The 13147-nt window shown below is 52.7% G+C and carries 8 protein-coding genes; 3 read left to right on the forward strand and 5 right to left on the reverse strand.

The features are described 5' to 3' along the window. Position 1 precedes the first annotated feature (1 nt). The 5 genes from malZ to phoB form a co-directional block, all read right to left on the reverse strand. On the reverse strand, positions 2 to 1819 hold the full coding sequence (malZ, locus tag A7589_RS12330; RefSeq protein ID WP_000979374.1) for a maltodextrin glucosidase: 1818 nt from the start codon (positions 1817 to 1819) through the stop codon (positions 2 to 4). Positions 1820 to 1972: 153 nt separating this feature from the next. Continuing rightward, the gene (gene proY / locus A7589_RS12335; protein ID WP_010349444.1) at positions 1973 to 3346 is read right to left on the reverse strand and encodes a proline-specific permease ProY; all 1374 of its coding nucleotides are present in this window, start codon (positions 3344 to 3346) and stop codon (positions 1973 to 1975) included. Positions 3347 to 3422: 76 nt separating this feature from the next. Next, entirely contained in the window at positions 3423 to 4742 is a 1320-nt protein-coding gene (gene brnQ / locus A7589_RS12340) for a branched-chain amino acid transporter carrier protein BrnQ (RefSeq protein WP_000149639.1), read from the reverse strand. A gap of 407 nt (positions 4743 to 5149) precedes the next feature. Next, positions 5150 to 6445 (reverse strand): phosphate regulon sensor histidine kinase PhoR, encoded by a 1296-nt coding sequence (gene phoR / locus A7589_RS12350; RefSeq protein WP_000893588.1) that lies wholly within the window; start codon positions 6443 to 6445, stop codon positions 5150 to 5152. 57 nt (positions 6446 to 6502) lie between these two features. Beyond that, the gene (gene phoB / locus A7589_RS12355) at positions 6503 to 7192 is read right to left on the reverse strand and encodes a phosphate response regulator transcription factor PhoB (protein WP_000113933.1); all 690 of its coding nucleotides are present in this window, start codon (positions 7190 to 7192) and stop codon (positions 6503 to 6505) included. Positions 7193 to 7381: 189 nt separating this feature from the next. Between phoB and sbcD the strand changes: the two genes are divergently transcribed. The 3 genes from sbcD (at position 7382) to araJ (ending at position 13034) form a co-directional block, all read left to right on the forward strand. Beyond that, entirely contained in the window at positions 7382 to 8584 is a 1203-nt protein-coding gene (gene sbcD / locus A7589_RS12360) for an exonuclease subunit SbcD (protein WP_108188855.1), read from the forward strand. Then, a complete protein-coding gene (gene sbcC, locus A7589_RS12365) occupies positions 8581 to 11724 on the forward strand; it encodes an exonuclease subunit SbcC (protein ID WP_108188856.1) in 3144 nt (1047 codons plus the stop codon). The genes sbcD and sbcC overlap by 4 nt, the downstream gene beginning before the upstream one ends. A 125-nt stretch (positions 11725 to 11849) precedes the next feature. Further along, entirely contained in the window at positions 11850 to 13034 is a 1185-nt protein-coding gene (gene araJ, locus A7589_RS12370) for an MFS transporter AraJ (protein ID WP_024257341.1), read from the forward strand. Positions 13035 to 13147: the final 113 nt, after the last annotated feature.

Below are 13147 nucleotides of genomic sequence, written 5' to 3' on the forward strand. Positions count from 1 at the left end.
GTTAATTCATCCACACCGTCGCCGATATCGCAGGCAATGTCAAAATGCCATCCGCCAGTTGCCCGTGACCTTCTTTACGTTGCCATTGCGCGACATTAAGCAACGGCGATGCGGGCAGCACTACTTCACAGGCGTCGCCACGGTTGATCGCCACCAGCACACGCTGCTGATTTAGCACGCGCACAAACACCACCACGTTATCTTCCGCGTACAGCACCTGACAGCCACCGCGACGCAGTGCCTGGCTCTTCTTACGCAGCGCAATCATTCGCTGATACAGCGAAAATAGCTCCGCATCTTGTTTTTCCGACTGCCACGGGAATGGCTTACGGCAAAATGGATCGTTATTACCATCCAGCCCCACTTCATCACCGTAATAAATACAGGGCACGCCAGGCCAGGTGAGCAGCCAGACCACCGCCAGCGGCAGGCGTGCAACATCCCGACCAAGCAGCGTTTTAAATCGCGCAGTATCGTGGCTATCGAGCTGGTTAAACATACGCAATTGCTGTTGATGAGAAAGACCGGCGCGGTAATTATCCATCCAGGCCATACAGGTTCGTGCGTCAATCTGCTGCGGATCGTAAGAGATGTCGGTATTGGCGAGAAATCCCCACAACGGGAAAGTAAAGCCGCGATAGTTCATGGCCGCATCTTCCACATCAGCCTGCAACCATTGCCGCGCATCGCCAAAATGCTCGCCAACAATATAGGCTTCCGGCAGGGTTTCTTTCGCCGCTTCGGTGATCCCGGCGACATGCTGCAAATTATTGCGCGCCCCACCCGCTTCCCCCAGCATATGCACCACATCCAGCCGCCAACCGTCTATATTCCACGGTGCTTTCAGCCAGTGGCGGACAATGCTGTCTTCGCCGCGATAAATTTCATTAACCAGACTTTCCGACTGATAATCCAGCTTTGGCAGGCTGGCATAGCCCAGCCAGTCGAGCGCCGTGCCATCATCACTAAACGAGTACCAGTCACGCCAGGGCGATTCGGGGTTGTGACAAGCGCCCCCCGCCCCTCGATTATGCCTGTCAAACCAGGCATGGGAATCGCCACTGTGGTTAAACACGCCGTCCAGTACCAGCCGCATTCCCTGTTGCTGTGTATTGTGGCGTAAGCGCAGCAATGCTCCGTCGCCGCCAAACTGCGGGTCAACGTGGCGATAATCTTCGGTATCGTATTTATGCACGCTGGGAGCTTTGAACACCGGATTGAGATACAGCGCCGTCACGCCGAGTTTTTTCAGATACGGCAGTTTTTCGCTGATTCCGTCCAGATCTCCGCCATAAAACGTTGAGCCCCCAGCCTGTGCTGTGACCGGTTCATCCCAGTCGCGCAGGATAATCTCTCGCCCGGCAGCATGATGGTAATAGACATGATCCTGCCCGGCTTCGCGTGGCAAACTACGGGCAAAACGATCCGGGAAGATCTGATAAAAAATCTGGTCTGCGACCCATTGTGGTCCAATATCTGGCACATCAACAGCAAACTGTTCCAGCCGCGCCGGCGGTATTTGGCTAAAACCTTGCGGCGAAAACCATCGCTGGCGATCGTGCCACAGCAATTTGAAACTATATCGCCGCCGAGGTTGTCCGGTGGAGAGATCGACAGCCGCCCGCCATGCCGTTACGCCAGGCTGTGGCTGACTGCGCAGTTTGTGCATCGGTACTGACGTTTCTTCGTTATCGTTTTCCGTGCGCAGCATAATGCGCTGCGGCGGTTCTTCACCCGTCAACCACAGTGTAATAAGCAGTTGATCTTTGCTTTGCTTAACAAATGGGGGCACCGGCAGGTGCCATGCATTCAACATCATAATTCCCCTGTGATGAAAATCTGATCACATTGCCATAGCCTACAGCAGGATCACTCATCGTCTGAAGGATATTTGGGGGAGGAGGTCGGGGGCGGATAACTTTCGGAATAACCGGTTCAGGATATACCCTGAACCGGCTTACAAACGAGGGAATTAGTGGTTTTCAGCCAACTGGCGGTCATGGCGGCGTTTAAACATCCAGCCAATCAACAGCAGAACAATCCACGCGAAACCAACGTACAGAGAGATTCGTGTTTCAGGGTGATAACCGATCAGCCCGATGATAAAGACCAGGAAAATCAGCCCCGTGATAGTCGTTGCCACCCCGCCAGGTACTTTGAATTTCAGCGCCTTAACTTCTTCCGGCGGTAGACGGCGACGGAAGGCAATCTGCGACAGCAAAATCATAATCCACACCCACACCGTAGCAAAGGTTGCCAGTGAGGCGATCACCAGGAAGACGTTTTCCGGCATGATGTAGTTCAGATACACCGCGAACAGTAGCGCAGTGGTCATCACCAGCACAGTTACCCACGGAATACCGCGACGCGAGGTTTTGCTGAAGATTTTCGGTGCGCTGCCCTGCTCTGCCATGCCGTGCAACATACGACCTACGCCAAACACGTCACTGTTAATTGCCGACAGTGAGGCCGTCAGCACAACGAAGTTAAGAATGCTGGCGGCAAAGGTAATCCCCATATGCTGGAACGTCAGCACGAACGGGCTACCGGCAGTGCCAACCTGATTCCACGGGTAAATAGACATAATGACGAATAGCGTACCGACGTAGAACACCAGAATACGCATCGGCACTGAGTTAATCGCGCGCGGAATGGATTTCTCTGGCTCTTTTGCTTCACCGGCGGTAATCCCGATAATTTCGATCCCACCATAGGCAAACATCACCATTTGTAACGACATCACCATGCCAAGCCAGCCGTTACTGAAGAAGCCACCGTTGCTCCACAGGTTATGGATACCCGTCGGTTGCCCGCCGTTGCCAATCCCCCAGATGATGATACCGAAACCGGCGACAATCATGATGATAATGGTGGCAACTTTAAAGAATGAGAACCAGAACTCCAGCTCGCCGAACACTTTCACGCTCATCAGGTTGATGGCGCAAATAATCAGCACCACGCTCAACACCCAAATCCAGTGCGGCACCGTCGGGAACCAGACGCCCATATAGATACCGAAAGCGGTCACATCGGCGATGGCGACAATAAGGATTTCAAAGCAGTAGGTCCAGCCGGTGATATAACCTGCCAGCGGACCGAGGTTTTCCTGCGCATAACGCGAGAAAGAGCTGGCAGCCGGGTTATGTACCGACATTTCCCCCAGCGCACGCATAATGATATATGCCGCGACCCCGCCAATAATATAGGCCAACAACACGCTCGGACCGGCCATTTTGATGGCGTCTGCCGAACCGTAAAACAGCCCGGTGCCGATTGCTGACCCCAGTGCCATAAAGCGTATGTGTCGGGTACTTAGCCCACGCTTTAGCTTGTTCTTACTTTCCATCAATTCCTAACCCATCAACACAATAAAAAAACCACGGGGCATCGCAGCCCCGTGGTTAAAACAAATTTTCAGTGATTTAGTGGGCGCTGGAGGTCACCTGACGACCTGCCGCGCGATCCCAGATAATGGCCAGAACCACCATCACCACTGTTGGCATTAACCACGCCAGACCTTGTTCGGCCAGCGGTAAACGCTGCGCCCAGGACGGTAAGATATCGCTGAATGCAGATGCTTTGATCCCGTCGAGAATACCAAAAAGCAGGCTGATAAACATCGGCGGAGCAATCACGCGGGACGAATTATGCCACCATGAGCGTGTAAAACTTAATACAACCAGTGCGATACACGGCGGATAAATGGCAGTCAGCACCGGTACAGAGATCTGAATCAATTGGCTCAAACCGAGGTTAGACACCACCATCGAGAAGCCGCCGAGGATAAATACCAGCGTACGGTAAGAGAGTGGTACGTACTGGGCAAAGAACTCTGCGCAGGCGCAGGTCAGGCCAACCGCCGTTACCAGGCAGGCGATGAAGATTAACGCCGCCAGCAGGAAGCTACCGCCGCCGCCAAAGGTGTGTTGAACATAAGCGTGCAGAATAGCCGCACCGTTTGCTGACTGATCAACCAGAGACGCACTATCTGAACCCAGACGGAACAGCGCCAGGTAAAGCAGAGTCAGACCGACACCCGCCATCAGGCCAGCCCAGACGGTATAACGGGTCAGCAGACGCGCTTCGGTAACGCCACGAGAACGCGCCGCGTTAACAATAACGATACCAAACACCATTGCGCCCAGCGTATCCATTGTCAGATAGCCGTTGACGAAGCCGTTAGAAAATGCAGCGTTTTGATAAGCCTCAGTCGCCGTGCTGATAGAACCCGCAGGCCAGACAATCGCGGCAACTGACAGGATGACCAGCGCGATAATTTTCAGCGGCGCAAGGAAGTTGCCCACGGTATCCAGCAGTTTGCCCGGATAGAGCGAAACCAGAATAACGATAGCGAAATAGACCAGACTGTAGATAAACAGCGGCAGCGCGGAGTCACCCGTCAGCGGCGCAATCCCCACTTCAAAGGAGACGGTGGCTGTACGCGGCGTGGCGAACAGCGGCCCCACAGCCAGGTAGCAAACCGTTGCCAGCAGTACGCCTGCGACTTTACCGATTGGCGTGCTGAGACTGTCAACACCGCCGCCAACTTTCGCCAGCGCCACTACCGTTAATACCGGCAGACCAACGGCAGTAATAAGGAAGCCGAATGCCGCAGTCCAGACGTGTTCGCCTGCCTGCAAGCCGACCATAGGAGGGAAAATAATGTTACCTGCGCCGACGAACAACGCAAATGTCATAAAGCCCAGAGCGATGATATCGCGCGATCTTAATTGATGGGTCATAAATCATACTGCCTGTGGATGTGGTGTTGTAACGTTAAATTTTTGTGCCAATCCCTGGGGATGATACAGCGGTATATTTAAACAATTTTAGCGGGAAATACTCCCAACCAGGCGCGGCGAAGAATAGTTTTTCGATTTACCGCGTGAATGCAGTCAGTATGACAGCACCTGAAGCGCAATTTAAACGCTTATAACGTTTTAAAGCAAGAAGGGATCTAAAAACCAGAGGGATATAACGATAAGAAATCACCAACCAGTATAAAACACTATTTCCGTGAAAAAGATATGGCTTATCATGCGAACAAAAAATCACCAGACGTTGTAAAAATTTAGCGTCCATCTTTTGACTGCAAAGAAAAAAAGCCAGCATCGGCTGGCTTATGGCAACAAAAAATGACAAAGGCAGATTAATTGCTGTTTTTGGCAATTAAACGTTCCGGCAGAACAAAACTGAAACGCGTACCTTTACCTACCGTACTCTCAATATGCAGGCGGCTTTCGTGATGATTCACCGCATGTTTAACAATTGCTAACCCCAGCCCACTACCGCCTGTTTGTCGGGAACGCGCTTTGTCTACACGATAAAAACGCTCGGTCAGGCGCGGTATATGCTCCGGTGCGATACCCGGTCCGTTATCTTCAACGCTAAATTCAGCACCGTGCGGCACTCGCTGCCAGCGTACAGTGATATGCGTACCTTCCGGCGTATGATTCACGGCGTTATAGACCAGGTTCGAAATCGCGCTGCGAAGCTGATCTTCATTGCCAGACACCTTGAGATCGTTATCGATTTCAAAGGTAAATGTCTGTTTTTTCTGACTCAGAGTCTGAGCCTCGCGCTCAACAACGCGCAGCATCATCGGCACATCAACCTTTTCATTGAGCAACTGCGTCGGTGCAGCTTCAATTTTCGACAGCGTCAGCAACTGCTTCACCAGCCCTTCCATCCGCTGAGTCTGCTCGCGCATGGTGTGCAACGCTTTTTCGCGTACCGCGCCTTCCAGCGGTTGCTCATCCATCATCTCCAGGTAACCCTGTAACACCGTCAATGGCGTACGTAACTCATGGCTCACGTTGGCAAAAAAGTTACGCCGCGCACCTTCCAGTTGATGCATTTGCGTGACATCACGCGCCACCATCAGCAACTGTTTATGGGTATAAGGCATGACGCGAATTTCCAGATGCCGCCCGGTGTTGAGCACCAGATTGAGCGGGCGAGAAAAATCACGCGTTTTCAGATATTGCGTAAACTCCGGGTAACGCAGCAGGTTAAGGATATTCTGCCCGTTATCGTCCGGCCAGCGCAGGCCTAGAATCTGTTGCGCCAGTCCGTTACACCAGAAAATACCGCCCTCTTCTGTGGTCAGAACCACCGCATCGGGCAGCGACTCCGCACCGCTACGAAAACGTTTAATCAGATTGCCCAGTTCGCGGCGGCGTTTTTTATTTCGCAGCTGCATCTGGTGTAAGCCATACAGCAGCGGTTCCCAGCTACCACGCCCCGGTGGCGGTGTCATACTGCGATCTACCCACAGCCACCATGAAAGGCGCAATAAATTCCAGAAATGCCAGATAAGCAGTCCTGTTACCGATGCCAGCAAAAACCAGGGCAGGTAACCAAAAAATGCACCCAGGATGAAAGCCGGGAGGCAGCAAAGTAGCAGCTCCAGCACCAGCCTTTTCCACGACAGCCGTTCCAGCACGTAAGATACTCCAGTTATGAAATCATAAGCCCTGCTCTGCGTCCGATGAGCAAGGCGTTAAAAGCGGGTTGAAAAACGATATCCTGTACCGCGCACGGTCTGCACCATGCGGTCATGCCCGCCGGGTTCCAGTGCTTTACGCAGGCGACGAATGTGGACATCGACCGTACGATCCTCCACATACACGTTGGTTCCCCAGACGTGGTTTAACAACTGCTCTCGGCTGTACACGCGCTCGGGATGCGTCATAAAAAAGTGCAGCAGTTTAAATTCGGTCGGCCCCATCTCCAGCGGTTCTTCGCCCGCCATCACCCGGTGAGAAGTTGGATCGAGACTTAGCCCCTGCATCTCGATCACCTCTTCCACCGCCATTGGCGAAATACGGCGCATTACCGCTTTGATTCGCGCCACCAGCTCCTTCGGAGAAAACGGCTTGGTGATATAGTCATCCGCACCGGTTTCAAGGCCGCGCACGCGATCTTCTTCTTCCCCTCTGGCGGTCAGCATCACCACCGGAATATCCCGGGTCATCGACTCGCGCTTGAGATGTTTGATGAACTGGATACCGGAGCCGCCGGGTAACATCCAGTCGAGGAGAATCAAATCCGGCCAGGGTTCATTCAGTTGATTCACAGCACTGTCATAATCTTCCGCTTCGACCGGCTGAAAGCCATTTTGCTCGAGCACGAAGCAGACCATTTCGCGAATTGGAGCTTCATCTTCTACGACCAGAATACGTCTCGCCATGATTTGCCCTGTTGTAATAAATAGGTTGCGATCATTAATGCGACGCCATTATGCGTCAGATTTATGACAGATTTATGAAAAGCGCGTCGCACATATCTTCAGGTTATTGATTTCCGTGGCGCAGAAAAAAGCAAATGACACATCTGTTTGGGTATAATCGCGCCCATGCTTTTTCGCCAGGGAATCGTTATGCGCATCCTTCACACCTCAGACTGGCATCTCGGCCAGAATTTCTACAGTAAAAGCCGCGAAGCTGAACATCAGGCTTTTCTTGACTGGCTGCTGGAGACAGCACAAAACCATCAGGTGGATGCGATTATTGTTGCCGGTGATGTTTTCGATACCGGCTCGCCGCCCAGTTACGCCCGCACGTTATACAACCGTTTTGTTGTCAATTTACAGCAAACTGGCTGTCATCTGGTGGTACTGGCGGGAAACCATGACTCGGTCGCCACGCTGAATGAATCGCGCGATATCATGGCGTTCCTCAATACTACCGTCGTCGCCAGTGCCGGACATGCGCCGCAAATCTTGCCTCGTCGCGACGGGATACCGGGCGCAGTACTGTGCCCCATTCCTTTTTTACGCCCGCGTGACATTATTACCAGCCAGGCGGGGCTTAACGGCATTGAAAAACAGCAGCATTTGCTGGCAGCAATCACCGATTATTATCAACAACACTATGCAGATGCCTGCAAGCTGCGCGGCGATCAACCTCTGCCCATCATCGCCACGGGGCATTTAACGACCGTGGGTGCCAGTAAAAGTGACGCCGTGCGTGACATCTATATTGGCACGCTGGACGCGTTTCCGGCACAAAACTTTCCGCCAGCCGACTACATCGCACTCGGGCATATTCACCGCGCGCAGATTATTGGCGGCATGGAACATGTTCGCTATTGCGGTTCCCCCATTCCACTGAGTTTTGATGAATGCGGTAAGAGTAAATATGTCCATCTGGTGACTTTTTCAAACGGCAAATTAGAGAGCGTGGAAAACCTGAACGTACCGGTAACGCAACCGATGGCGGTGCTGAAAGGCGATTTGGCGTCGATTACCGAACAGCTTGAACAATGGCGCGATGTGCCACAGGAGCCACCTGTCTGGCTGGATATCGAAATCACTACCGATGAGTACCTGCATGATATTCAGCGCAAAATCCAGGCATTAACCGAATCATTGCCTGTCGAAGTATTGCTGGTACGCCGGAGTCGTGAACAGCGCGAGCGTGTGTTAGCCAGCCAACAGCGTGAAACCCTCAGCGAACTCAGCGTCGAAGAGGTGTTCAATCGCCGTCTGGCACTGGAAGAACTTGATGAATCGCAGCAGCAACGTCTGCAGCATCTTTTCGCCACGACGTTGCATAGCCTCGCCGGAGAACACGAAGCATGAAAATTCTCAGCCTGCGCCTGAAAAACCTGAATTCATTAAAAGGCGAATGGAAGATTGATTTCACCCGCGAGCCGTTCGCCAGCAACGGTCTGTTTGCGATTACCGGCCCAACCGGCGCGGGGAAAACCACGTTGCTCGATGCCATCTGCCTGGCGCTGTATCACGAAACTCCGCGCCTCTCCAACGTTTCGCAATCGCAAAATGATCTGATGACCCGCGATACCGCCGAATGTCTGGCGGAAGTGGAGTTTGAAGTCAAAGGTGAAGCGTACCGCGCATTCTGGAGCCAGAATCGGGCACGTAACCAGCCGGACGGTAATTTGCAGGTGCCGCGCGTAGAGCTGGCGCGTTGTGCAGACGGCAAAATCCTCGCCGATAAAGTGAAAGATAAGCTGGAATTAACGGCGACGTTAACCGGACTGGATTACGGGCGTTTCACCCGTTCGATGCTGCTTTCGCAGGGGCAATTTGCTGCCTTCCTGAATGCCAAACCGAAAGAGCGCGCGGAATTGCTGGAGGAGTTAACCGGCACCGAAATTTACGGGCAAATCTCCGCGATGGTTTTTGAACAGCATAAATCGGCTCGCACTGAACTGGAGAAGCTGCAAGCGCAGGCCAGCGGCGTCGCATTATTAGCGCCAGAACAGGTGCAATCGCTGACAGAAAGTTTGCAGGTACTCACTGACGAAGAAAAACAGTTACTCGCCACACAGCAGCAAGAACAACAATCGCTTAACTGGTTAACGCGTCTGGATGAATTGCAAAAAGACGCCAGCCGCCGTCAGCAGGCACTGCAACAGGCGTTAGCCGAGGAAGAAAAAGCGCAACCTCAACTGGCGGCGCTCAGTCTGGCACAACCCGCACGAAATCTTCGTCCGCACTGGGAACGTATTGCAGAACACAATACGGCGCTGGCGCATACTCGCCAGCAGATTGAAGAAGTAAATACTCGCTTACATCGCACAATGGCGCTTCGCGCAAGCATTTGTCACCACGCGGCGAAGCAGTCGGCAGAATTACAACAGCAGCAACAAAATCTGAATGCGTGGTTACAGGAACACGACCGCTTCCGGCAGTGGAACAACGAACTGGCGGGTTGGCGTGCGCAGTTCGCCCAACAGGCCAGCGATCGCAAGCATCTGCGGCAATGGCAACAGCAATTAACCCATGCAGAGCAAAAACTTAATGCCCTTCCGGCGATCTCTTTAACTTTAACCGCCGCCGAAGTTGCCGCTGCGCAGGCACAACATGCCGAACAACGTCCGCTGCGTCAGCGCCTGATCGCGCTACATGGGCAGATTGTTCCCCAGCAAAAACGCCTGGCGCAGCTACAGGCCGCTATCCAGAGCGTTACGCAGGAACAGACACAACGTAACGCCGCGCTCACTGAAATGCGCCAACGTTATAAAGAGAAGACGCAACAGCTTGCCGATGTCAAAACCATTTGCGAGCAGGAAGCACGCATTAAAACGCTGGAAGCCCAGCGAGCGCAATTACAGGCAGGTCAGCCTTGTCCGCTTTGTGGTTCCACCAGCCACCCGGCGGTCGAGGCGTATCAGGCGCTGGAACCGGGGGTTAATCAGTCTCGATTACTGGCGCTGGAAAATGAAGTTAAAAAGCTCGGTGAAGAAGGCGCGGCGCTACGTGGGCAACTGGACGCCTTAACGAAGCAGCTTCAGAGGGATGAGAACGAAGCACAAAGCCTCCGACAAGATGAGCAAGCACTTACTCAGGAATGGCATACACTAACTGCCAGCCTCAGTATCACCTTGCAGCCGCAGGATGATATTCAACCATGGCTTGCCACCCAGGAAGAGCATGAAAAGCAACTGCAATTACTCAATCAGCGTCATGAATTGCAGGAACAAATTGCCGCGCACAATCAGCAAATTGTCCAGTATCAACAACAGATTGAGCAACGCCACCAGCAACTCTCTGCGGCGTTAACGGGTTACGCGCTGGTACTGCCACAAGAAGATGAAGAAGAGAGCTGGTTGGCAACACGTCAGCAAGAAGCGCAGAGCTGGCAGCAGCGCCAGAACGAATTAACCGAGCTGCAAAACCGTATTCAGCAGCTGACGCCGATTCTGGACACATTGCCGCAAAATGATGAACTGCCACACAGCGAAGCTACTGTGACGCTGGAAAACTGGCGGCAAGTTCATGAGCAATGTCTCGCGTTGCAAAGCCAGCGGCAAACCTTGCAGCAACAAGAAGTTCTGGCGGCGCAAAGTCTGCAAAAAGCCCAGGCGCAGTTTGACACCGCGCTACAGGCCAGCGTCTTTGACGATCAGCGGGCGTTCCTTGCGGCGCTAATGGATGAACAGACTCTAACGCAACTGGAACAGCTCAAGCAGAATCTGGAAAACCAGCGTCGTCAGGCGCAAACGCTGGCAACTCAGACAACAGAAACGCTGGCACAGCATCAGCAACACCGGCCCGATGGGTTGGATCTCACTGTGACGGCAGAACAGATTCAACAAGAGTTAGCGCAAACTAACCAAAAGTTGCGTGAAAACACCACGAGTCAGGGCGAAATTCGCCAGCAGTTGAAACAGGATGCAGACAACCGTCAGCAACAACAAACCTTAATGCAGCAAATTGCCCAGACAACACAGCAGGTTGAAGACTGGGGTTATCTCAATTCGCTGATTGGCTCCAAAGAGGGCGATAAATTCCGTAAGTTTGCCCAGGGGCTGACGCTGGATAATTTAGTCCATCTCGCTAATCAGCAACTTACCCGGCTGCACGGGCGCTATCTGTTACAGCGCAAAGCCAGCGAGGCGCTGGAAGTCGAGGTTGTTGATACCTGGCAGGCAGATGCGGTACGCGATACCCGTACCCTTTCCGGCGGCGAAAGTTTCCTCGTCAGTCTGGCGCTGGCGCTGGCGCTTTCGGATCTGGTCAGCCATAAAACACGTATTGACTCGCTGTTCCTTGATGAAGGTTTTGGCACGCTGGATAGCGAAACGCTGGATACCGCCCTTGATGCGCTGGATGCCCTGAACGCCAGTGGCAAAACCATCGGTGTGATTAGCCACGTAGAAGCGATGAAAGAGCGTATTCCGGTGCAGATCAAAGTGAAAAAGATCAACGGCCTGGGCTACAGCAAACTGGAAAGTACGTTTGCAGTGAAATAACTATTCAGCAGGATAATGAATACAGAGGGGCGAATTATCTCTTGGCCTTGCTGGTCGTTATCCTGCAAGCTATCACTTTATTGGCTACGGTGATTGGTAGCTGTTCTGGTGGTTGTGATGGTGGTATGAAAAAAGTTATTTTATCTTTGGCTCTGGGCACGTTTGGTTTGGGGATGGCCGAATTTGGCATTATGGGCGTGCTCACGGAGCTGGCGCATAACGTAGGAATTTCGATTCCTGCCGCCGGGCATATGATCTCGTATTATGCGCTGGGGGTGGTGGTCGGTGCGCCAATCATCGCACTCTTTTCCAGCCGCTACTCACTCAAACATATCTTGTTGTTTCTGGTGACCTTGTGCGTCATCGGTAACGCCATGTTCACGCTCTCTTCGTCTTACCTGATGCTCGCCATTGGTCGCCTGGTTTCCGGCTTTCCGCATGGCGCGTTTTTTGGCGTCGGCGCGATTGTGTTATCGAAAATTATCAAGCCCGGCAAAGTCACCGCTGCCGTGGCGGGTATGGTTTCAGGGATGACGGTCGCCAATCTGCTGGGCATTCCGCTGGGAACCTATTTAAGTCAGGAATTTAGCTGGCGCTACACTTTTTTATTGATCGCTGTTTTTAATATTGCGGTGATGGCATCAGTTTATTTTTGGGTGCCAGATATTCGCGACGAGGCGAAAGGAAAGCTGCGCGAACAATTTCACTTTTTGCGTAGCCCCGCACCGTGGTTAATTTTTGCCGCTACGATGTTTGGCAATGCAGGTGTATTTGCCTGGTTCAGCTACGTAAAACCTTACATGATGTTTATCTCCGGTTTTTCGGAAACGGCGATGACGTTTATTATGATGTTAGTTGGGCTGGGGATGGTTCTGGGAAATATTCTAAGTGGACGTATTTCAGGACGTTACTCGCCTTTGCGTATTGCAGCAATGACGGATTTCATTATTGTGCTGGCGTTGCTGATGCTTTTTTTCTTCGGCGGAATGAAAACAACGTCGCTTATTTTTGCTTTTATTTGTTGCGCAGGGTTATTTGCCCTTTCGGCGCCGCTGCAAATATTGTTACTGCAAAATGCCAAAGGCGGAGAATTATTAGGTGCCGCAGGCGGGCAAATAGCGTTTAACCTCGGTAGCGCCGTCGGCGCATATTGCGGTGGCATGATGCTGACGCTGGGGCTGGCGTATAATTACGTCGCTCTGCCAGCCGCCCTGCTCTCGTTTGCTGCGATGTCTTCGTTGCTGCTGTATGGTCGCTATAAGCGCCAGCAAGTGGCGGACAGTCCGGTGCTGGCGAAACCACTGGGGTAGGTTGCGTCACGGTACACAGTGCCGGATGCGGCGCGAGCGCCTTATCCGGCCATTTGTAGGCCTGATAAGACGCGGCAAGCGTCGCATCAGGCATGATGCACCAATTGCCTAAT

Source organism: Escherichia sp. MOD1-EC6475, from assembly GCF_003046645.1.
In the GTDB taxonomy this organism is placed as follows: domain Bacteria; phylum Pseudomonadota; class Gammaproteobacteria; order Enterobacterales; family Enterobacteriaceae; genus Escherichia; species Escherichia ruysiae.